We start from the raw sequence: 21,550 nt of genomic DNA on the forward strand, positions 1-21,550 counted from the left end.
TCAACGCCCATGTCCGAATCCTACGCCCCAGCGCCAATCCTGCTTGAGGGCCCCAATTTCAGCGGGCGGACCGCCCATCTTCGAGGTTTTGTAGGGCTGCCGCCGGTTTCGGGCGGAGAGCTGACTCAGGGTTTGTCTGGCGGCGCCTTTGTTGCTCAGGACAGTCAGAACTTCATCTCCGGTCTTGCAACCACCGGCCACCTGGAATTGCTGTTGCACGGGCTAGAGCAGTGCCCGTTTCGGGAGGACATCGAACGGCTGACCGTCCAGCTGAGGCTCCGCGAGTGCCTCGATCGGAACCCGTTTACACTCTCTGGGGGAGAACAGGCGATGCTGACCGTCCTGTCTGCAGCGGCGATGACGCCGCGGCGCCTTGCGCTGGACGGGGTTCTGGAACAGTTGAGCGATGCCTCGCGCGAGGTCATGCTGGACCTCATCGGCGGCCCTTTGGCGACAGTTTGCGCGACTCGTCTGGCCGACAATCGCCTGACGCACTTTCCGGGGCTCTTGGAGCGATTCTCGTTGCGACCCCCGGGCGCCGTGCCGGCGCTCCGTCCTGACACCCCCTGGCCGGGCAGGACGACTGGGAAGGTACTGACCCTTGCCGGTATCCGCTTCGCCTATCGTAGGGGTCAGGCGGTGCTGGACGGCATCGACTTTCGGCTCCAACCAGGGCGCGTCTATGTGCTGCATGGCGCAAACGGCGCGGGCAAGAGCACGCTGTCGAAGGTTCTGTGCGGCATCCTAAGGCCTCGCTCGGGCGAGCTCCTGACTGCCACTGGACAGCGAGTGCAGCCGTGGCGCGAACCGGCTGGGTTGTTTGCCTATCACTTTCAGAATCCGGATTTGCAGCTGTTCCACACGAGGGTCCGTGACGAATTGGGGCTGGTGGGCGAACCGTCCGACGGGGGAACTTTCCACCTCGTCCATGGCTTTGGATTGGAGTCCGTGCTCGACGAGCACCCCTTAGACCTGCCCTACGTTTTGCGCAAGCGTGTTGCGATGGCGGCGACGCTCGCCATGTTCCGGCCTTGGACCATCCTGGACGAGCCGACCCTGGGGCAAGACGATGCCAACTGCCTCGCCCTCGCCGCATTTTTGCGGCGCGCGGCTAAGGCCGGTGCCGGCATCATCGTAATCAGCCATTCCCGTTGGTTCAGCGCGCAACTGGACGCGGAGCACATCCTGCTGCGAGGGGGGCGTCTCGAAGCTGTGGTCCCAACGGAGATCAGCGCGGAGAAGAGAGTTTGAACCAACAGGTAGAGCCAGCAGACTCGCCGCCAACCTGGGAGCGCGTTGCGTGGCGGGACGGTGAGCAGTCAGCCCGAGACCGACTGAGGGAGCTTCATCAGAGCTTTCCGACAAAGGATGGCGTTGTGCTTCACTTGGCCGCGGCAATCGAGCAGCTGCACCGGCAGATTGACCGCATCTATCTTTTCTGTGCCGAGTACGCCGCAGACATGGAAGTCGTCCGTGAGGGGCGTTTTCGCGTCCCTGAGGATGGTCTTGTCGTCCATGAGGGTAGTTGCTCAAAAAAAAGAGAACTGAGCGAGCTCGGGCTCAGTTACGCGCCTGTCCCCCTGGGTATCGTGCTGAGCGGGAGTCTCTTGATCACTGAGGACGACAAAGATGTGCGTCGGCTTCGCCCCGGTTATCTGATCGGCCTTTATGAAACATGCGCATGGCTTGCGCATAGAGGAGCCAGGGAAGGCGGCAGAGCGATACAAAGCAAACGCGTCGGACGTTGGTCGGTCAGGGCGCAGACCGAAACCAAAATCCTGTTCTTACCCGAGCAGATTTTTCCGCTGCGGCGGTCTCTATCCCAAAATAAAAATAGCTTCTCGACCGACGAGCCAGCGCACCGGCACGAAGAAAAGATGTTCGACAACTTGATGAAGGATCTCAAAGATGCGTTGCTCGAGACGGCACGGGACACGCTCAACCCTCAGCCGGTGTCTGAACTGCCGCTGCTGGACAACGTGGTCAGAGAGCTGGACTGGCCGGAATGCCCCGACATGGCCATCGTCTGCCGCCTGCACCTGCTTCCCAGTGCCGTGAGCCTCCTGAAGCATCTGGCGAATTTGGTTGGTCCAGCGAACCTGTTCGTCCTGGAGAAGGCCTACTCCACGGTACCCTGGGTGCGCGCAGAATGCGAGGCGATGCTCAAGCAGAATCTCGTGCGAGAGGGTGTGCAGGTCGGTACGCGTTACGAAGAATCAGCGCGCCGTTCCGTTGATCGGCTTTGGGATCGTGTACGGTTGGCGACACATGAGCAGCCGGGCCTGTCTGCGGAAGGGAATGCTGGGTTGCCGAATGTCACAGGGCGATATTATCGGCGGTTGGTAGTCCTCGACGACGGTGGCGAGCTCATCTCCGCGGTTCCGGATTCGGGTTTTGAGGATACCCTGGTCACCGCAGTAGAACAGACCTCCTCCGGCATCTGGCGACTAGACCGTGCCCGCTGGTACCCGCGGACTGTGGATGTCGCTTACAGTGCCGCGAAGCAGGTCGCGGAATCCCCGGTCATCGCGCGTGCGGTATTCGACAAGCTCGCAGGCCTAGGCGTGCTGAAGCCAGGCCCCATCGGCCTCCTTGGCCTTGGTCGCGTCGGGCACAGTCTGGCGCGCCTGTTCATAGAGAAAGGCTATCAGGTGCTCGGTTTTGATCCGGATCCGCATCGTCGAATCGGCCATGCGCCGAGCGCACTCCATGTTATACAAGCCTCCGACCTAATCATCGGCTGCAGCGGGCAGGACCCTTTGGCGGCGCTCGACTGGCAGGTCGTCCATGGCGAGCGCACGCTGGTCAGCGCATCCTCGCGGGACGACGAGTTCCGCTCGGTGCTGCACCATGTCTGCGACGCGCGGGACGACCCCTTTGCCCCAATCACCGTTCGTCCGCACGCCGGGTTGAAGCTGCGGGTCCTGAACGGTGGCTTCCCGATCAATTTTGACCGTGAGCGGGAGTGGGAGCCCGCGCACGCCATCCAACTCACACGCGCCCTGCTTTATACCGGTGTGGTCCAGGCATTGCTTCAAAACCCCTGTGATGACCATCGGGCGCTTGCAAACACAAGGGTGATGTTGGATCCCCATGCCCAACGCCGAATCGTGCGGGCTTGGCTGCGATTGCAGCCGGAGTATGAGGCAATTAAAGCCTTACCCCGTTATCGCGCGAATGCCGACTGGTGGCGGGAACATTCGTGTGGAGTGTATCAGCCAGAGATCCGGCTGCTCCACAGTTCCGAATATCGTCTCCACTGGACGACAAGGCAATTCATCGTTCAGATGCGCACACACGTGCGCCCTTACGTAATTGACGCTCGACCGCATACCGGTCCGGACGCCGAAAAGGGCTGCGACATCCGCTTTGAGCTGCAGCAGGCGGCTGATGACCGAGACGCCGGTTCCACTGATGGCTGGATGCCACTTAAGGGTACGCAAGAAGACCCGCGCTCGTCTGATTGGAAATTCGTTGTCTTTCCGGGCGTTTGGTCTCCATTGTATGACCGGTCGTCATTTTTTCATGTTCAGCATTTACCTGAGGTCCGTGGCCGGTCTTTCCTTGAAGTTGGTTGCGGCTGTGGGGTAATCTCTGTTGCGGCGGCGCTTGCAGGTGCCAGGCGCGTTGTGGCCGTCGACATCAATGATTGCGCGCTCAAGAATACGCGCGAAAATTTCCAGAAACATGGTTTCAGTGAAGGGGAGTTTGTTCTGGAACGGTCGGATATCTTTGACACGCTTACGCAACACTTCCGCCCACAGCTTGGTTTTGATGTGATTCTGTATAATTCCCCATATCACGGTAGTGTACCCCAGGATCTACTTGAATCCTCCGCAGCGGATGCGGATTACGACGGATTGGCTCGGTTCCTCGCGCAGGCCCGAGATTGGCTCGCCCCGGAGGGTGTAGTTGTTCTAGGCGCATCGACCACCGGTGACGAAGATTTGGTGCTACTTGTAGTAGAACGTGGTTGGAAAATTCAGAAGGCCGTGCACAGTGTCTGGCGCGAAGGCTATGATTCGAAGATCTATTTTCTTAGGCCGAAATAGTGTTTGCTGTTTTGTGCACAAGCCGTGAACGCTCTGTAGCCGAGTACGTACGAGGTAGGCTGTTCAATTTCCCACAGAGAAGCCGCGAAGTGTTCATGCAGTTTTCATGTCGGGCCTTAGGGCGCGCCGTCGGCGTGCCAGCATCGAAGGCCCGAGGTGGGTCTGGACCCACTGCTCGACATCAACGCTGCGCACCGATGCCATCGCCTCGCGGATGACTGGAGCGGTGAGCTCCGAGAGGAACGCGGGGATCAGCAGCACCAGCCGACCGACCTCCTTGAGCGGGCCGCGAGCGCTGAAGGTCTTGTAGTGGCCGAAGACCGATTCGATGATGTCGGAGGACGCCAGCCAGGTGACGTCGGCGGGCAGCTTGGTGGCTTCCTGTTCGACGTGCCGCAGCACCCGCGTGCGGAAGTCGGCCACCGCAGCGGCGAGCGGTTCTTGCGCGTCCAACACCGAATGCAGCGCCTCCGGTGTCGTGCGCGAGAGCCCGTCGGTTTTCAGGAGCGTCTGAACGGTCTTGGACACGGCCATCGTCTGCGTCCACTCCGGCAAGACCTCGCGGTATGCCAACACCCAGTCGAAGGCTTCGAGAAAGCGCGCATAGCCGCGATCGGCCAAGCGCCAGAAGGCGTCATCGCGCGCATCCGGCGCCGCGGCGCCGTGCGCGCGCAACACCTCGCACAAAGCCGCGCGCGTCTCGCAGCGCTGTCCGATCAGCACGCGCAGGGGCTCGATGCGGCGCTGGCCCTGCACCGCGCGCAGGTACGCCCAAGCGTCGGCGCTGAACACGCACGCCCGCCCGATGAGGCTGAAATCGCCCTGGTCGTGATAGCCGAGCAGGCGCTGCGCCCAGTCGATATGGGCGTCGATCGCCATGTAGCGCGCTTTCGTGCGCTGGCGCGGCGGCAGCAGAAACGCCAAGTCGGTCTGTTGGAAGCGGCTCAAGATGGTGCTCGAGTGTTGCAGGAACGCCTGCCAGGGCGCGTTCTCGCGCCAGTGCGCCTTCAGTTGCGTCGCCACCGCATGGGAGATGTCATAGGTCTCCACGCAGCGCGGCGCCTGCTGGCGGAACAGCGCGATGCCCTTGCGCAGATCGCTGCCATGGTCGCAGACGATCTGCACCGGCACACCCGTGCGCGCGCTCACCTGCTTGAGCACCGCCGCCACCCGCACCCCGGTACTGTTCGCCATCACCTCCACGGCCAACACCGTCATGTCGCCATGCCGGGGCGAATACCCGGTCGCGCGCAACCGACCGGCGGGAATGCCCAGTACCACCAGACACTTCATCGCGCCCAAAGCCACCGTGTGGTCGATGACGAAAATCCAATCGTCGCGCCGCGGCGGCACACGCCGCAACACGCCCAAGCCCAACCGACAGCACCAGTTCAGGACGGTGGTCGCGGCGGGAGCGCCCAGCGGCAGGTAGCCCGCCAACAGGCGCAGGACCCAACTGACCCCGCGACAACCGAAGGAGGCATGCAGATACAGCTGCAGGCTCAACTGGATCGCCTCCAGGGAATAACGATGGTTGGCGACGGGCGTCGGTACCAACACCGCAGGCGGCTCCTCGCCACCGTCCTCGTCGGCTTCACCGCCGCCGGCGTCGCGCGCCGGTGCTCGGCCCTCGGCCGACAACGCCCGCGCTTTCCAGTAGGCACGGCTGTGCTCCAAGTCGCGAATCCGCACTTGCGCAGCACGCAGGCGCTTCTGGCGCTCCAGCGCCTTGGCTTTCCAGCCGTCTCGTGCGTGGCGAACCAGACGCAGCAGGCGCGAGACGGGGGTCTTCAACTCGTTCATGCGTGTCGGGCCTCGGGTCGGGTGCCCACCGCGCTACGCGCAGCGGGAACACAAAAGATCCAAGGATTTTCGATGCTTCTGCTGACCCCTTCAAGTCCGTTCTCGCCTTTACCTGCCAAGCACCTGTTCTGCATGAACGATTGAGGGCGGTTTCGGCGGAGATTGAACTACCTACGTACGAGGTCAGCGGCATGAATGACTGTGTGTGTGAGTGGGACCTGGTTGCGGATGATTGGGAGTTGAAAGTCGGTGATGAAGGAGACATCACCCGAAAGGTAGCGATTACTCCGACGGTGTTTTCCGTTCTGAACGGTAAGCTTCCGAGCGGTGCCAGGGTGCTCGATCTGGGATGAGGCAATGGGTTTCTCACGAAAGCGTTGCTCGAAAACGGGTACGACGCGGTTGGCTGCGATGCGTCCAAGGCCATGGCGGCATATGCAGGCAAACGGGTTGGTACTGGGCGGGTTGCGGTTGAAGATATAAAAAACCTCGATCCGTCGCACGGGCCCTTCGAGTGCGTTGTCACCGTTCACGCGCTTAATTCTCTCTCCGATTTGGATGGAGCGCTCCGTAGTATGGCCTCCGTATTAGGTCGGAACGGTTGGCTGATCGCCGTAATCCCTCACCCTTGCTTTTACTACCGTTTTCTGGGCTATGCCGAGCGCTATGCTGAGCATGTTTCGGTTGAAGTCAGACTCGCCGGTGTGTCGCGCCCGGTCACAGAATATCTTCGTCCTCTCGCGAGCTATTTCGCCGCATTTAACAAAGCTGGATTTCGGTTTGCGGGGTTTCTTGAGCCCGTGGTTCCACAGCAATTTCAAGAATACTTTATGATGCGCAAACCCAGCAGTGCGCCAAGCGTGCCGGTTGCGTACTTTGTAGCACAGTCGCAATAGCTCAGGTTGTATGCGCCCGCTTGCTAAATGGTTGCCAACATTGGGGGGCAGTGCCGAGGTTTTTCCAGGAAAAGCCGCGCGTGATCTGTGGGCGCGGAGGAAAGAGGCTAAGCGAACGCCGTATGGGTTGGTCGGCAGTCCGGCATAGTTGGGAAGCAGCAAATATGCCGAAGCGGTGGAGCGCGAGGAACATCCGACATGAATGCAGGCGGGCGCAGAAAGCAGAGAGGGTCAATCGTGCGGTCTGCGGTGCGCGATGCGCGTTGTCGGCGGACTGCCGCGTCATCGTGTGCGGATCAGCGGGATACAGGGGGCGCCGCGCCCGGCACCGGCACGCCTGCGGCGGGCTGCTCCGCGGTGCGCGGTATGACCTGCGGCACCGGCAGGCGCGTGGTGGGGGCAGGTGGCAGCGCGCGCGGCGCAGTGGTTGCCGGCGCGGTGCGGAATGCATCTTGCTCAGCGGCCGCCGGCGAGTCGTCCATGGCCGCAAAGCGCGCGATCATGCGCCCGTCCGCATCCCGCAGGAGCAGGGATTGGGCGTCCACGCGGTAACTGTCCATTTGACCGAGCACCGCGAGATAGTCCTCCGCCTGGCGGTTGACCGCCGGCTCGCGGCAGCCGAAGCGGGTGCCCGCCAGGGGGCCTTCCAGGGCCAGAAAGCGCTCCTCGTCCCGCACGAAGCCGCCGCGATACTCGTCACAGGCGCGGCCGGACAGGCGGGTGGCGTTGTCGAAGCGCAGCGTGAACCTGGGCTCGGGCAGCGCCGGCACGATGGTGTCGTCGCGGTTGCGATAGGCGAGCAGCACCCAGATCCGGCGCTGAAGCGGCGACGTTTGCGGTCGCGTCAGGGTGAGCAGCGGCTGCCCGTCGGCATCGAGCAGCAGGAGTCCTGCATCCGCGCGGCGCAGCCGGGTCACCGCGGGCAGCAGCGCGAGCACCGTCTGCTCCTGGGCGCGCAGCGTCGGCGGACAATCACCGATGACGGAAGCCACGTGGGGCGAGAACAAGAGCCGGTCACCCTCCAGCCAATAACTGCCGCGCAGGGTGTCACAACCGGCATTGATGCGGAAGCCGTCGGCGTCGAAGGCCACGTAGCCGTGGCCGTCGCCGCTGGCGGCGGGCTTGAGGCCGAGCTCGGTGCGGTACGCCTCAAGCTGCCAGATCACTGAGCGAAGCAGGTCGGCGTGGCCTGGATCGTCGGCGTCCGTCATCGCTGCTGCCGACGGTGCCGCCGTCGGCGCGGCGGGGAGATTCCACGCACCGGGCACTTGCCCTTGCGCGGTGCCGGCGCCAGCCAAGGCGAGCAACGTCCACAAGACCACGGCGGTGCGCATCGCCGCGCTCGGGCCCAATTTGGCGCGCGCCGCGGCCGACCTCATGACCGGTGCGGCTTAAGCAGGGTGCGGGGGAGCATGTTCACTGGTCGTCGGGGCGGCGGCTCATGGCTCCGCCAGCTCGGCGAGCTGGGCGCGCAGGGTGCGGCTGCCGTTGAGGCTGATGCGCTCGCGATAGGCTTCATGGCCCGGCTTGCGCACCTCCACGTCGTACTCTCCCGGCGGCAGCATGACATCGAGCTTGGTGGAGCCGTAGGGCACGCCGTCGATGTAAACCTCGTCGTAGTATACGTTGGAGCGGACCGTGAGTCGGAAGCGCTCGGCCTCGGCAGCGGTCCCCGCGGTTGCCCCCACCGACGCCTCCGGCGTTGCTTCGGAAGGTATTGGGGAAGGTATTGGGGCAGGTATTGGGGCCGGGACCGGCTCGGCGACCTCGGGAGCGGGGAGCGGGGGCGTCGCGGCCGGCGCCGGTGCTGAGGCCGGCGTCGCGCTCGCGGGTGCCGCCGCCGCGGGCAGCTCGCCCCGGCACTGGGCTTGCGTCAAGCCCAGCAGGCGGCAGGCGTCGGCGAGGGTGGCCTCGGTGCGCAGCTTCGCGCTGAGCGTGACAAAGTATTCGCCCTGACCGCGGAAGCCGCTGTCGGTGATGGTCGCCTCCACCACCTGCGGCTCCACGCCGGCCGTCACCTGATGCTTTGCCACCGTCTCCGCCTCGGTGACCCGGTCCAACAGCTGTGCCGCGAAGCGGTCGCGCGCAACCCGCCGCGCCGTCTGCTCGCCACGCTCGATACAGCCGGCGATGGTCTCGTCCAGGGAGCATGAGATGGCGTTGGTCAAACGCTGCTCGCCGACGACGTTGATCTCCCGCAGCAGACGCTGCGCCCGCGCCCGGTCGAGGCCCGCGCTGAGCTTTGCGAGATCTGCCTCGCCGGCGCCGGTGGCGGCGCGCAGGCGCGACAGGCGCGCTTGCGCTGTGGCGATCGCCTCGCTCCCCGTCCTGAGCGCTGCGCCGTGTCGCTCCTGCGCCGCGGCCGCCTCGCGGTACTCCCGAAGCTCCGCCTCCAGGGATTGCTCGGGGTCCGCCACCACCCGCTCGAACTGCGCCTTCAGCGTCGCCAACGCCTTGCTGCGGCGCGCGGCGAGATCGTCCGTGGCGCCGACGAGCGCCTGCTGCTCGGCTTCCAGCCCCGCAAGACGCTGTTCTGCCTCCGCGAGGTCGGTGCGGACCGCTTCGACCTCCGCCTGCTTGGCAGCGATACTCTGCTGAAGCGCCGCCAGCTCCGCCGCCGTGACACGGGCGAGCGGCAGCCACAGCAGCGCCCCCAGAACGAGAACCCAGACCTTGCCGATCATGCTGCCGACGCGACCTCCGCCACTTCAGACACGAAGCGTTGCCACATGCCGGCATCCGCGACCAACGCCGGCGCCCCCGGCCCGAGCAACGCAGCCCACGGAAGCATAAGGCCAATTCCGCGCGCGGCGAGCGCCTGCCGGGTGCGCCCCCGACTTGCGGTTGTCATCCGGCGTTGAGCGGAAGCCGACGCATTGTCTACGCCGCAACCGGCGCCATCTCGATTCCCAGCACGCAGTCGCCGGCTCATTAGGGTTTGCCCTAATACGGGTTATCCCGTATAGTCGCCGCATCCTGTCAAACCGCGTCCGCCTCGTCAGCCAGCGTCCTCGGCTCCGCCGACGGCGACGGCGCCCACCGAGCGCGGCGCCTTTCTGAAGGTTATCAACATGATGAAGCTGCTGAGCCCGGCCCTGGCCGCGGCGCTGACCGTCTTTCTGTCGTCGCCGTCCTGCGCCGCGCATCCCGGTCAGGTCCAGACGGGCATCGCCTCGTACTATCACGACAGCCTGCATGGCAACCGCACCGCAAGCGGCCAGATCTACGACAAGAACAAGCTGAGCGCGGCGCACAAGACCCTGCCCCTCGGCAGCCGTGTACGGGTGACGGACAAGCGCACCGGTAAGAGCGTGGTGGTGCACGTCAACGACCGCGGGCCCTTCATCAAGGGTCGCATCATCGACCTGTCGCGCCGGGCGGCCCGGGAGCTCGGCATCATCCGGCGCGGCATCACACCGGTGCGGGTGGAGGTGCTGAGCGTCGCCGGGCGGCGCGGCGCCTGATGCCGGAGCCGCGGCGCGGAGCATGCTGTCCGCGCCGCTCGGTTCGGGCTGCCGGCGCAGCGGCAATTTCTGGGCAGGAGGCCAGCCAGCCTTGGGGCGGGCGCAGTGTTCCGGCCGCGTGCGTCGCTGCCCGGCGAGCAACGCGGCGAGCGGCTTACGGACTGATCGGGGGCGGCGCCACCGCAGCAGGCGGGCGGCGGGTGCCGTCGTCATCATCCGTCGCCGCCCAAATGACACCGCCGAGCGCGAAGGCGCCCAGGATGCCCAGGCCGATGGTGCGCTCGTCCAGTTGTGAAGTCGCCGATTGTTGGAGTACTTGCGCCTGCGGGCTTGCGGCGGCCTCCGCCGCTGCCCGCTCCAGGGAGCCGGATGCTGCGGCACGCAGGTCCTCGCAGGTGGAATCCGGTGTGAGCACGTGCAGGGCAGGCCCAAGCAGCTCAGCGCGACAGCCGTCGCGGAACGACAGGGTCGCTTTGCCGTCCTCCAGGACGAACAGCCGGTCGCCGCTGCTGAGCCGCATGCCCTCCGTTGCGGCTGTGAAATCACCGCCCTGGTCGAGCAGAACGGAGCCCGCTGTTTTGCTCAGCGTCGCCAACGTCTGATCCGCGCTCCCAGCGCCATGGCCGAGTGTGGCCATGCATAGGGTCACGGCGCCAACCACGCCTACCTGTATTTTGCTCGTTTCCAGCATCGCAGCACTCCGAAGCAACGGGGATGTCATGTGCCGTCAAGGTTACGGCGCTGCGGGGAATCAGAGAATCAGGCCGAGCGCAGACGATGCCGGATTATGGGTACAGGCCGACGAACCGGCGGCTGGCCAGGTTGATCGCGCAGGGAGACCCTGGGGAACAGCCGGATGGGCATGACTCGGCGTATGGCCATGACTGGCGGCCGCAAGCCTTGGCGGCGCCGGCGAAGCCGGGATGATCCGGCATCCCGGGTCCGCCTCAGCCCGCCCGTGTCGCACGGTGCAGGTAGTCGGCGGCGGCGCCCAGGCTCGCAAGCCTGGGATAGTCCTGCTCCGGAATGTCCACGCCGAGGCGCTTGTGCAGCGCGTTGATCCAGTTCAGCAAGTCCATGGAGTCCAGGTCGTAGGCCTCGCGCAGGTCGGCATCCGGCGGGATGGTCTCTTCGGCCAGGTCCGGTGCAACCTGTGTGAGCGCTTCCAGGGCGATGGCCTGAAGCGCTTCGCGTGACAGGCTGTTGCTCGTCATAGGGCTTGGGGCTCCTGCAGGTGTGCCGCAACCCGTGCCAGGAAGAGCGCGCCGCGATGGCCGTCGCTGTGGCGGTGGTCTGCGGCGAGGGTGGCGGTGACGACGGTGCGGGCCTGGACGCTTTGCTCCACCACCCAGGCGCGGGGCCGCGGGGTGCCGAAGCCGACGATGGCCACCTGCGGGGGGTAGATGACGCCATAGAGGCGATCGACGCCGCGCTCACCGAGGCTTGAGACGGTGACGGTCGGGTCCGACAGCTCGGCTGCCCTGAGCCCGCCGCTGCGCACCCGCGCCACCAGGTCCCGCAGTCGGGTCATCAGCGCATCCAGGTCGAGCTGGTCGGCATCGTGAATGGCGGGCGCCACCAGTCCGCCGCCGCGGATCGCGATCGCCGTGCCCACGTGAATGCCCGCCGCGGGCTCGAAGCGGCCGTCGCGGTCGAAGCCGTTCAGCTCCCGGAAGTCGTGTAGTGCCAGCGCCACGGCCTTGATGAACAGCACGCCCATGAGCAGGCGTTGGCCCGGCGGGCGCGCGGCATTGCGGCGGCGCAGCCAGTGCACGGCGTCGCTCAGGTCCAGGTCGTGGGCGAGATAGTAGTGCGGGATCTCGCGCTTTGCGCGGCTCATGGCCGCCGCGATGGCTTCGCGCATGGCGGCGAGGTCCGGTCTGGCGTGGGTCGGCTGGCGTGCCGGCGCAGGCGCTGTTTCAGGCTGCGGCGACGCGGCTTGTATGTCGGCGAGGATCACAGCGCCGCCCGGCCCGCTGCCGATGAGCGTGGCGAGGTCAATGCCCTGCTGCGCGGCCAGCCGCCGGGCGGCCGGGGACGCGCGCTGGTGGGTCGCTGCCGGTGTGGCGTCGGGCGGCGGGGGCGACTTCGCGGGGGGCTCCGGTTGGCTGCCGGATTGCGCTGGATGGTCCTTGAGCTTGTCGCCGGCTGCCGGACCGGAAGGGCCTTGGCGCTCGCTCGGGGGCGCCGCTGTCGTCCCGGACGCCTGCACAGTGGGTCCGGCCGGCTCCAGCTCCGCCATGGGCGCCCCCACCGGCACCTTGTCGCCGATGCCGATGAGCGGCCGGCCCATGACCGCATCCTGAAAGACCTCCACCTCGATGGCGCCCTTCTGGGTCTCGATGACGGCGATGGTGTCGCCCCTGGCGAGCCGCTCGCCGGGCTGCCGGGTCCACTCGATGAGCGTGCCCGCCTCCATGTCGGCGCCGAGGGAGGGCATGCGGAAGACCTGGGTCATCGCCCGAGCGTTGCCTTGGCTGCGGCGACGATGGCCGGCACTTGCGGCAGGGCGGCGTGCTCCAGGTGCCTGGGATAAGGGATGGGTACCTCGGCGCTGCACACCCGGCCGACCGGGGCGTCCAGCTCCCAGAACGCCTGCTCCATGATGCGCGCGCTCACCTCCGCTGCGAGGCTGCCGCTGCGCCAGCCCTCGTCGATGATGACGGCGCGGTGGGTTTTGGCGACCGAGGCCATGATGGTGGCGTCGTCCAGCGGGCGCAGGCTGCGCAGATCGATGACCTCGGCGGCAATGTCGTCAGCGGCCAGCTGCTCCGCGGCCTCCAGCGTCTTGAACAGGCAGCCGCCGTAAGTGATCAGGCTGACATCCGTGCCGTCGCGGCGCACTGCAGCCCCGGTGAGGGGCACGGCGTCGGCGTCGGCGGCGAGCTCGCCCGTGCGGTTGTAGAGCATGACGTGCTCGAACAGGATCACCGGGTCCGGGTCTTCCAGTGCGGTCCAGAGCATGCCGCGGGCGTCTTCGAGTGTTGCCGGCGCGGCCACCTTGAGCCCCGGCACATGGGCATACCAGGCCTCCAGGCTGTGAGAGTGCTGGGCCGCGAGTTGTTTGCCGGCGCCGGTGGCCATGCGGATCACCACGGGGACCTTGAGCTGCCCGCCGGACATGTGCCGCAGTGTGGCGGCGTTGTTCAGGATCTGATCCAGCGCCAGCAGGCTGAAGTTGACGGTCATGATCTCGACGATGGGCCGCATGCCGCCCACGGCGGCACCGATGCCCGCACCGGTGAAACCGCATTCGGACAGCGGCGTGTCGCGGATGCGCTCCGGGCCGTAGTCGTCGTAGAGACCCTTGGTCACCGCATAGCAGCCGCCGTAGCGGCCCACGTCCTCGCCCATGAGGAACACGCGCTCGTCGCGGTCCAGCGCCTCGCGAATGGCGGCGCGTACCGCCTCGCGGTAAGTGGTTTGGATCGCTTCGCCGCTCACGATGTCATGCCTCGCCCCGCGTCACGCACCCACAAACATCCCGGCTGAGGTCCTCCAGCGGCTCCCAGGCGCTGGACTCGGCGAAATCGACGGCCGCCGCCAGCTCCCGCTCGATCTCTGCATCCAGGCGCTCGGCGGTGTCGGCATCCAGCATCCCGGCCGCTTCCAGCCAATGCCGGAAGCGCAGGATCGGGCCCTTCCGCTTCCATGCCTCGACCTCCGCCTTGTCCCGGTAGAGCTGGGCATCGAACATGGAATGTGCGCGGAAGCGGTAGGTGCGGCACTCCAGGAAGCGCGGGCCGTCGCCGGCGCGGACTTCGGCGATGGCCTCCCGCGCCGCGGCCTCGATGGCGATGACGTTCATGCCGTCCAGCGCCGCCGAGGGAATCTGATAACAGGCGGCCTTGCGGGCGATGTCGGTCTCGGACTCGGAGCGCTCCAGCGCCGTGCCCATGGCGTAGCGGTTGTTCTCGCAGACGAAGAGCACCGGCAGCCGCCACAGGGCGGCGAGGTTCAGGCTCTCGTGGAAGGCGCCCTCGGCGGCGGCGCCTTCGCCGAAGAAGCAGGCCGTCACCTGATCCCGTCCCTGCATCCTGTCCGCCAGCGCCAGCCCCACCGCCAGCGGAATGCCACCGGCGACGATGGCGCTGCCGCCGTAGAAGCGCCGCTCGGCGTCGAACAGGTGCATGGAGCCGCCGCGCCCCCGGCTCACGCCGTCCTGCTTGCCGTACATCTCCGCCATCAGCCGGTCCATGGGCAGGCCGCGGGCCAGGGCATGGCCGTGCTCGCGGTAGGTGGCCACCACGGCGTCGGTGGGCGTTAGCGCCTGCATGACGCCCACGGCGACCGCCTCCTCGCCGCAGTACAGGTGCAGAAAGCCGCGGATCTTCTCCTCGGTGTAGAGCTCGGCGCAGCGCTCCTCGAAGGCGCGGATGCGCAGCATCTCCCGCAGCAGATGCAGGGCATGCTCGCGGCTCAGGTGCAGCTTGTGCGCCTGTGGCGTGCCGGATGTCGGCTCGGTCTGGCTCATGGCGCGTCGCTCGCAAGCATGGAGAGGTCGCCCTCCGGCAGCCCCAGCTCCCGGGCCCGCAGGAGCCGGCGCATGATCTTGCCGCTGCGGGTCTTGGGCAGGTTGGTGCGGAAGTCGATCTGCCGCGGGGCCACGGCGGGGCCGAGGCGCTTTCTGGCATGCGCCAGCAGGGCGCGGCGCAGGTCCTCGTCGGCGCTGACGCCGGGCTTCAGCGCCACCAGGGCCTTGACGATCTCGCCGGCGGTGGGCTCCGGGATGCCGATGGCGGCGGCCTCGGCCACGGCCTCATGCTCCAGCAGGGCGCTCTCCACCTCGAAGGGGCCGATGAGGTGGCCCGCGGATTTGATCATGTCGTCGGCGCGGCCGAGGAACCAGAAATACCCGTCGGCATCGCGCCTGGCGAGGTCGCCGGTGAGGTACCAGCCGCCGGCGAAGCACTTGGCGTAGCGCTCGGGCTCATGGAGATAGCCGCGGAACATGGAGGGCCACCCGGGCCGCAGGGCCAGCTCGCCCGGGGTGCCCGGCGTGTCGAGCAGGGTCACGGCGCCGGTTGCCTGGGCGTGGTGCACGATGGCCGCCTCGATGCCCGGCAGCGGCCGGCCCATGGACCCGGGCTTGATGGGCAGGCTGCGATAGTTGGCGAGCATGATGCCGCCGGTCTCGGTCTGCCACCAGTTGTCGTGGAAGGGCAGGCCGAGGACTTGCTCGGCCCAGACCACGGCCTCGGGGTTCAGCGGCTCGCCGACGCTCGCCGCGAAGCGCAGGCGCGAGAGATCGTAGTCGGCAAAGATGCCGGGGTCGTCCTTGTCTGCGAGCTTCATCAGCATGCGGATGGCGGTGGGCGCCGTGTACCAGACGGTGACGCGCTGGTCCTGAAGGATGCCGAGCCAGCGCGCCGGCTCCATCTCGGCCGCATCCACCACCATGGTGGCGCCCAGCACCAGCGGCGCGATGATGCCGTAGCTGGTGCCGGTGACCCAGCCCGGGTCCGCCGTGCACCAGTAGATGTCGTCCTGATGCAGGTCGAGCGCCAGCAGACCGGTGAGGCGGTGTACTACCACGGCCTCGTGCACATGCACCGCGCCCTTGGGCCGCCCCGTGGTGCCGCTGGTGAAGTGGAGCAGGGCCATGTCCTCGGGCGCCGTGTGCACCAGCCCGCCGCTGTCCGGGCAGTCCGCCAGGGCCCGCTCCAGGTCCAGGGTGCCGGGGGGCGGGTCGTCGCCGGCGTCCGTCAACAGCACATGCCGGAGTCCCGGCAGCTCGTTCCGCCAGGGGGCTACCTTGCGCCGATACCAGGCGGCGGTGGTCACCAGCACCCGGGCATCGCCGATCTCCATGCGCGAGCGCACGGGCCCGGGCCCGAAGGCGGAGAACAGCGGCGAGAAGACACGACCGGCCTTGAGGGTGCCCAGCGCCGCGACATAGAGGGCTGGAACGCGGCCCAGCAGGCTGAACACCCGCTCGCCGGGCGCCACGCCGAGGCGCTCCAGCAGGTGCGCGAAGCGGCTGGTCAGCGCGGCGAGCTCGCGGTAGCTGATGTCCCGCGGCGTCAGGTCTTTGGCGAGCCAGCGGATGGCAGTCTTGTCGGCGAGGCCGTCGTCCAGGTGCCGGTCCACGGCCTCGTGGGCGATGTTGAGCCCGCCGTCCGGCAGGCCGGTGAGCGCCGCGCGCGCGGCGTCCCAGGAGAAGCCGGCGCAGGCCCCGTCGTAATCCGCCAGATTCGGCGCGGGCCAGTCCGGGCGCTCGATCTTGTGGAGGGTCTTCCAGGCCAATTCGGCCCCCGCGGCGCGCGGCAGGCCAGACAAGCCCGCCATCCACTTGAAGCTAGGCCAGGTGATGGCAGGCGTCTACGGGGCTTCCCCCGAAATACCCGTGCGCGTCGCGCTCACCACAGTGTGTCAAGCAGCGGGCGCGCGAAGGCGCGCCCGTCAGCGCGGCGCCGCCAGCGTGCCGGCGAGGCCGCCGGGCGTCCCCAGCTCCGTTGCAAGGCCGAGCGCCAGGGCCTCGCTCGCATCGAGCCAGTCGATGCGCCCCGGTGGGGCGGCCGCCGCGCGCTCGGCGATGGTCTGTGCCTGCGGGATGCCGAGGCCGAGCAGGTAGCCCGTCTGCCGGACCACGGCGCCGCGGGTGCCGCCGTCGCCGCCCATGCGCGGCAGGCGTTGCAGGCCGAGGCGGGCCTGCGGCGCGATGAAGCGGAGCATGCCGCCGGCGAAGGCCTGGATGCAGGCCAGGGCGCAGTCGCCGGTGACCGCGGTGTCGAGGCCCCGGTGGCGGATCCAGCGGCCGAGCTTCTCCGCCTCGGCGAGGTCGGCACCGTTGGCGTCGATGACGAGCCCGGTGGCGCCGACGGCGCGCACGAGGTCCATCACGGCTTCTGCCCAGCCGGTGCCGATGTCGCCGCTGATGATGGTCCAGTGCGGACCGCGCCGGCCCGCGGCTTCAGTCTCCGCCTGGCAGTGCAGGCCCACTGCCGCGATGGCGTTGCGCGAGCCCGTCAGCTGGACCTCGAGCTGCCGGTCGCCGACGCTGATGCTTGCACGGTCGCCGGCCTTGAGCGCCGCCACCGCGTGCTCCGTCAGGCGCACCCGCTGCCCTGGTGACTGCTCGCCAAGGGCGATGAGGTTGCCGTCCACCGCGGCCCGGACCTCTCCCCAGGGTACGCGCAGGGTGCGCTGGCGGGCGAGCCGGCCCACCAGGAGCTCGGGCTTGCAATCCTCGTCGTAGCGCACCAGCGCGCGCAGGCCGTCTGGTCCGGCCGCGGAGCGGGCGCCGCGCGGGTCGGGCGCCCACTCGGCGGGTGCATTGCCGCTGGCGAGCGCCAAAAGGCAAGCGAGCGCGCAGCCGACGGCGGCGGCGCGTGCACCTGCGGGGTGCGTGGCGGCGAGGCGCCACGGGTGCTTGCTTGGCATGATGAATGGCTCGATGGCAGGCGCCCGCCGCCGATGCAGCACCGCCGTCGCGCGCTGTGCGCAGACCCGGCCCGGGTCCAGCAGAACCCGGGCAAGCCGCTCGGCCCTGGGTGCCGTTGTGACGGTGCGGGCGCCCGGATTTTGGCATCGGCGCGTGGGCATCGGCGTGCGGACATCGGCGTGCGGACATTAGGCCGCCGGGGTCAGCTGAGCGCGGCTCGGCGGACAATGACGACCGCAGCCCTGCGCCCCGACCGCGGCATCCTGGGGCTGTCGGTGCGCGCCGACCGGAACGCCGGCAAAGCTGCGCAGGGCGGCGAGCGCCCCGGATCAGGAATCGTTCTGCGCTGCGCCGGCGGCGGCTGCGGGGGCCGGGCGCTGAGCCGGTGCCGAGGCCGCCACGCGCACCGCGCCCACGGGGGCGATGCGGGCGACGCGCTCGGTGGTGGTGTCCGTGTTGCGATGCGCGGCGGGCTCCAGCAGCAGCAGCGAGGCGAAGCCGATGACTACGGCTGCGGCGACGAGGCGGACACCGGTGGCTTCGAGGTCCAACTGCGCAAGGCTGGCGCGCAGGCGGTGGAGGCGCTCGCCGATGGGGTCATGGGAGGCGTTGGTGGAGGCGTGGCCCATGTCGGAATCATCCTCTGCGGGGGTGGTGGTACGGTCGTTCTTTGTCGTGCCGCGACTGCCGACGCAGCCACGTCTCTGGATTGCAGCATGACGCAATGACTTTACGCAAGTTCTGTGTTGTTTTTGTCGGGTGGGGCGCCCGCAGGCCGGGGTGGTCACGGGCGGCCCGGTCGGGACGCTGCGGGGCCTGCGGTAGGCGCGGCGGCGGCCAGCCGCGGCTGACTGCGGCGCGGGTCCAACGCGCCGGCGTCAGTCCTGCGGCGTGCTCGTCAGCGTCGGCAGATAAGCGAGGCAGCCGCGCAGGCAGGACAGCCTGGGGTAGTCCTGCTCCGGGATGTGTACGCCGAGCGCGCGCTCCAATGCCAGCACGAAGTTGAGATAGTCCACGGAATCCAGCTCCGCCTGGTCGCGGAAGTTGATGTCCGGGTCGAGCGCGGCCGGGTCGATGTCCGGGGCGATGCCGGTGAGCGCATCCAGCACCGTCTCCCGCAGGGGGTCGTCGCCGATGGTTGCCATGTCAGCGTGGAGGTCAGGGCCTGATCGACGGCGCATGATGGCATGCGCAGCCGGGCTCAGCCATCGTGGAGGCGGGGCGCCGCGCCCGGCGCTGCGGCGCTGCGGGCGCCCGCGGGCGTGACCCCGGTCTGCGCCGCAGCCCTCGCCGCGGGCGGCTCGCGCATCTCCGTCAGCGAGCCGATGAGCCCGGCCGGAAGCTTGGGCAGGGCACTGAGCAGCGAGATCAGCAGCGACGCCAGATAAGGTACCGACTGCACCAGCAGCACCGCCGCCCAGATGCGCACGTCGAGCATCCCGGCGTCGTCGCGCTGCAGCACGGCGAAGGCGCCGAGCCAGAAGGCGATGAGCAGCAGCAGCTCCTCCCGCGCATCCGCGAGCGCCCGTATCAGGGCCGGTGCGTGCGCGAGCTTGGGCGTGCGGAAGAACGCGAGCCTGCCGGACACCAGCCCCGCCGCCGTCGCCCGGGCGATGGTATGCGACAGGCCGAGCCCGGCGAGCCCCGCCGCCAGGCTCTGGCGGAAGCTCGCGTCCACGCGCCTGCGGTAGAGCACGAAGCTCTTCATCATCTTGAAGCCGAACAGCACCAGCGGGATGAGGGCGATGCTCATGTAGGGCGGCGTCACCCGGTGCGGGTCCAGCACCATCGCAATGGTCCAGGCCAGGGCCGCGAAGTTGAACAGCAGGTTGAAACCGTCCGCGAGCCAGGGCAGCCAGCCGGCCAGGAAATGCCAGCGCTGCCCCGCGGTGAGCTGGGTGCGCTTGATGCCCAGCAGCTCGCGGCGATGGGCGATGAGGATGCGCACGGCGCCATAGGCCCAGCGGAAGCGCTGCTTCTTGAAATCCGCGAAGGTGTCCGGCATCAGCCCGCGGCCGTAGGTGGCGGGCACGTAGAGCGCCTTGTGGCCGCGCTCGAACAGGCGCAGGCCAAGCTCCGCGTCCTCGGTGATGCACCATTCCGCCCAGCCACCCACGGCATCCAGCGGTGCACGGCGGATCATGGTCATGGTGCCGTGCTGGATGATGGCGTTGCGCTCGTTGCGGGTGACCATGCCGATGTGGAAGAAGCCGCGATACTCCGCCAGGCACATGGCCTTGAAGGCGTTCTCGTGGCCGTCGCGGTAGTCCTGCGGCGCCTGCACGATGGCCACGTCATCCTCGAAGAAGGCGGGCACCAGGTCCCGCAGCCAGCGCGGCTGCACCAGATAGTCCGCGTCGATCACCGCGAGGATGGTCGCGCCGGGGTCGGTCTCACGCAGGGCGAAGTTGAGCGCGCCGGCCTTGAAGCCCGGTAAGGGGTCGATGTGGAAAAAGCGAAAGCGCCGCTGCCGGCCATCCGCCGCGTGCTGCGCGTACTCACGGTCGAGACGCTCGCAGTGCGCTCGCACCGGCTCCCAGACGGCGGGGTCCTTGGTGTTGTTGTCGATGACCAGGACCTCGAAACGCGGATAGTCCAGCGCGGCCAGGGCGTCCAGGGTCTCGATCAGCAGCGCCGGCGGCTCGTTGTAGGCGGGTACGTGCACCGACACCATGGGCAGCCAGGCATCCGGCACCTGACGCCGCGGAAAGGCGCGCCGCCAGCGCTTGAGCCACAGCGATTCGGCCCATTCGTGGGCCTCGGCCGACAGCAGCACCAGCACGCCGGCGCCGCCGATAAGCAGCAGCACACCGACGATCGTGGTGAGCGGCGTCATGTACTGGCGCGTGTAGTCGTACACCAGCAGCACCGCTGCGGTGGAGATGGCGTAGGTCACCAGCGCCAGGAATCCTTTGCCGGAGGACGACAGGGCTGCGCTGTCACGGTAGAGGAACAGCAGCAGCAGCACGGCCGTGCCCACGGACAGCGCCGCCAGCTCGTGCCAGTTGGGAATGCGTACCACGGGCTGGGTGAGCGCGAACTTGGGCTTCCGGTCCACATCGTAGACGCCCCAATAGGCACCGACGGGACCCTCGATGCGCCGCTTCCAGGGCTGGTCGAAGGCCTCCATCACGTAGTAGACCAGTCCCTCGTGGTCCGCCCGCGCCAGGAAGCGGCGCAGAAACCGGGTCTCGTTGACCACCGAGGGCTCTGCCCCCTCGTTGCGGCGACCGTTGCTGGGCCAGCCCACCTCGCCCACGATCACGGGCTTGCCCGGGAACGCCTGCTGCACCTCCCGCAGCCGCGCGAAGGCATAGTCGACCGCCTGGTCGATGGGGACGCCCTCCCAGTAGGGCAGCAGGTGCACGGCGATGAAGTCCACGTGCCGCACCAGCTCCGGGTGCTTGAGCCAGATATGCCAGGGCTCGGCGGTGCCCACCGGGATGTCGGTGATGCGGCGGATGCGCTCGAGTTGGGCGCCCAGGGCCTTGACGCTCAGCTCCCCGCGCAGGATCACCTCGTTGCCGACGAAGACCCGCACGATGTTACGGTGGCCCTCGCGCAGCAGCGCGTCCAACAGCTCGAGCTGCGCCGCATTGGTTTCCGGGTTGGCGTCGATCCAGGCCCCCACGGAGACATTGAGCCCATGCCCGGCGGCGAGCCGCGGCACCTCGCGCATGGGGCCCTCCAGGGTGTAGGTGCGGATGGCATGGGCCTCGCCCTGGAGCAGCACCAGGTCCTCGTCCACCTCGGCGACGGACGGGTAGACGCGCCGGGTGGGATCATCGTCGGCGCGCATCGGCGAGAAGGAGTAGCCCTGGATGCGCGTGGGCCACGGCGGCTCCGCCGCGGGCTGATTCATCATCGCCCAGAGGGCGATGGTCAGCGCCGCGATGAACAGCGGGATCGCGATGCTCATGGTCCGGCTCATGGCGCGGCCTCCTGCACCGG

At 67.9% G+C, this 21,550-nt stretch carries 17 protein-coding genes and 1 pseudogene; 4 read left to right on the top strand and 14 right to left on the bottom strand.

Annotation, left to right across the window (positions count from 1 at the left end; all coding sequences use genetic code 11):
• Nucleotides 1–9: 9 nt before the first annotated feature.
• Complete coding sequence (locus QZ607_RS09520; protein ID WP_295882167.1) at nucleotides 10–1,251, top strand: ATP-binding cassette domain-containing protein; 1,242 nt, start codon at nucleotides 10–12, stop codon at nucleotides 1,249–1,251.
• 68 nt (nucleotides 1,252–1,319) lie between these two features.
• On the opposite strand, the gene QZ607_RS09525 is transcribed toward QZ607_RS09520, so the two are convergent.
• Nucleotides 1,320–1,517 carry a hypothetical protein gene (locus QZ607_RS09525; protein ID WP_295882168.1) on the bottom strand — a complete coding sequence of 66 codons (198 nt, stop codon included), beginning with the start codon at nucleotides 1,515–1,517 and terminating at the stop codon, nucleotides 1,320–1,322.
• 90 nt (nucleotides 1,518–1,607) lie between these two features.
• Between QZ607_RS09525 and QZ607_RS09530 the strand changes: the two genes are divergently transcribed.
• Entirely contained in the window at nucleotides 1,608–4,052 is a 2,445-nt protein-coding gene (locus QZ607_RS09530; protein WP_295882169.1) for a methyltransferase, read from the top strand.
• Between the two features lie 93 nt (nucleotides 4,053–4,145).
• Here QZ607_RS09530 and QZ607_RS09535 read toward each other — a convergent pair whose 3' ends face one another.
• Nucleotides 4,146–5,855, bottom strand: a complete 1,710-nt coding sequence (locus QZ607_RS09535; protein ID WP_295882171.1) for a hypothetical protein — start codon at nucleotides 5,853–5,855, stop codon at nucleotides 4,146–4,148.
• A 365-nt stretch (nucleotides 5,856–6,220) separates the two neighbouring features.
• On the opposite strand from QZ607_RS09535, the pseudogene QZ607_RS09540 reads away from it, so the two are divergent.
• Nucleotides 6,221–6,751, top strand: a pseudogene (locus tag QZ607_RS09540) (class I SAM-dependent methyltransferase); the annotation flags it as partial.
• 296 nt (nucleotides 6,752–7,047) lie between these two features.
• Here the strand turns inward: QZ607_RS09540 and QZ607_RS09545 are convergent.
• Both QZ607_RS09545 and QZ607_RS09550 read right to left on the bottom strand, forming a co-directional pair.
• Nucleotides 7,048–7,962 carry an META domain-containing protein gene (locus QZ607_RS09545; protein ID WP_295882173.1) on the bottom strand — a complete coding sequence of 305 codons (915 nt, stop codon included), beginning with the start codon at nucleotides 7,960–7,962 and terminating at the stop codon, nucleotides 7,048–7,050.
• A 228-nt stretch (nucleotides 7,963–8,190) separates the two neighbouring features.
• On the bottom strand, nucleotides 8,191–9,435 hold the full coding sequence (locus QZ607_RS09550; protein WP_295882175.1) for a PEGA domain-containing protein: 1,245 nt from the start codon (nucleotides 9,433–9,435) through the stop codon (nucleotides 8,191–8,193).
• 387 nt (nucleotides 9,436–9,822) lie between these two features.
• On the opposite strand from QZ607_RS09550, the gene QZ607_RS09555 reads away from it, so the two are divergent.
• On the top strand, nucleotides 9,823–10,215 hold the full coding sequence (locus QZ607_RS09555; RefSeq protein WP_295882177.1) for a septal ring lytic transglycosylase RlpA family protein: 393 nt from the start codon (nucleotides 9,823–9,825) through the stop codon (nucleotides 10,213–10,215).
• Nucleotides 10,216–10,369: 154 nt separating this feature from the next.
• Here the strand turns inward: QZ607_RS09555 and QZ607_RS09560 are convergent, their stop codons facing one another.
• From QZ607_RS09560 to QZ607_RS09605, 10 genes are all read right to left on the bottom strand, one after another.
• Nucleotides 10,370–10,810 carry a hypothetical protein gene (locus tag QZ607_RS09560; protein ID WP_295882179.1) on the bottom strand — a complete coding sequence of 147 codons (441 nt, stop codon included), beginning with the start codon at nucleotides 10,808–10,810 and terminating at the stop codon, nucleotides 10,370–10,372.
• Nucleotides 10,811–11,162: 352 nt separating this feature from the next.
• Complete coding sequence (locus QZ607_RS09565) at nucleotides 11,163–11,429, bottom strand: acyl carrier protein (protein ID WP_295882194.1); 267 nt, start codon at nucleotides 11,427–11,429, stop codon at nucleotides 11,163–11,165.
• Nucleotides 11,426–12,655 carry a dihydrolipoamide acetyltransferase family protein gene (locus QZ607_RS09570; RefSeq protein ID WP_295882196.1) on the bottom strand — a complete coding sequence of 410 codons (1,230 nt, stop codon included), beginning with the start codon at nucleotides 12,653–12,655 and terminating at the stop codon, nucleotides 11,426–11,428. Before QZ607_RS09570 ends, QZ607_RS09565 begins: the two co-directional genes overlap by 4 nt.
• Nucleotides 12,656–12,669: 14 nt before the next feature.
• On the bottom strand, nucleotides 12,670–13,659 hold the full coding sequence (locus tag QZ607_RS09575; protein WP_295882198.1) for an alpha-ketoacid dehydrogenase subunit beta: 990 nt from the start codon (nucleotides 13,657–13,659) through the stop codon (nucleotides 12,670–12,672).
• A 4-nt stretch (nucleotides 13,660–13,663) separates the two neighbouring features.
• The gene (gene pdhA / locus QZ607_RS09580) at nucleotides 13,664–14,689 is read right to left on the bottom strand and encodes a pyruvate dehydrogenase (acetyl-transferring) E1 component subunit alpha (RefSeq protein ID WP_295882200.1); all 1,026 of its coding nucleotides are present in this window, start codon (nucleotides 14,687–14,689) and stop codon (nucleotides 13,664–13,666) included.
• A complete protein-coding gene (gene acsA, locus QZ607_RS09585; RefSeq protein WP_295882203.1) occupies nucleotides 14,686–16,494 on the bottom strand; it encodes an acetate--CoA ligase in 1,809 nt (602 codons plus the stop codon). The genes pdhA and acsA overlap by 4 nt, the downstream gene beginning before the upstream one ends.
• A 123-nt stretch (nucleotides 16,495–16,617) precedes the next feature.
• Nucleotides 16,618–17,598, bottom strand: a complete 981-nt coding sequence (locus QZ607_RS09590) for a hypothetical protein (protein ID WP_295882205.1) — start codon at nucleotides 17,596–17,598, stop codon at nucleotides 16,618–16,620.
• A 330-nt stretch (nucleotides 17,599–17,928) separates the two neighbouring features.
• Complete coding sequence (locus QZ607_RS09595) at nucleotides 17,929–18,228, bottom strand: hypothetical protein (RefSeq protein WP_295882206.1); 300 nt, start codon at nucleotides 18,226–18,228, stop codon at nucleotides 17,929–17,931.
• Between the two features lie 249 nt (nucleotides 18,229–18,477).
• The gene (locus QZ607_RS09600) at nucleotides 18,478–18,744 is read right to left on the bottom strand and encodes an acyl carrier protein (protein ID WP_295882207.1); all 267 of its coding nucleotides are present in this window, start codon (nucleotides 18,742–18,744) and stop codon (nucleotides 18,478–18,480) included.
• Between the two features lie 56 nt (nucleotides 18,745–18,800).
• Nucleotides 18,801–21,518, bottom strand: coding sequence for a glycosyltransferase (locus QZ607_RS09605; RefSeq protein ID WP_367268175.1), 2,718 nt, complete (start codon nucleotides 21,516–21,518; stop codon nucleotides 18,801–18,803).
• Between the last annotated feature and the right edge of the window lie 32 nt (nucleotides 21,519–21,550).

It is taken from the genome of uncultured Thiohalocapsa sp., from assembly GCF_913063425.1.
In the GTDB taxonomy this organism is placed as follows: Bacteria; Pseudomonadota; Gammaproteobacteria; order Chromatiales; family Chromatiaceae; genus Thiohalocapsa.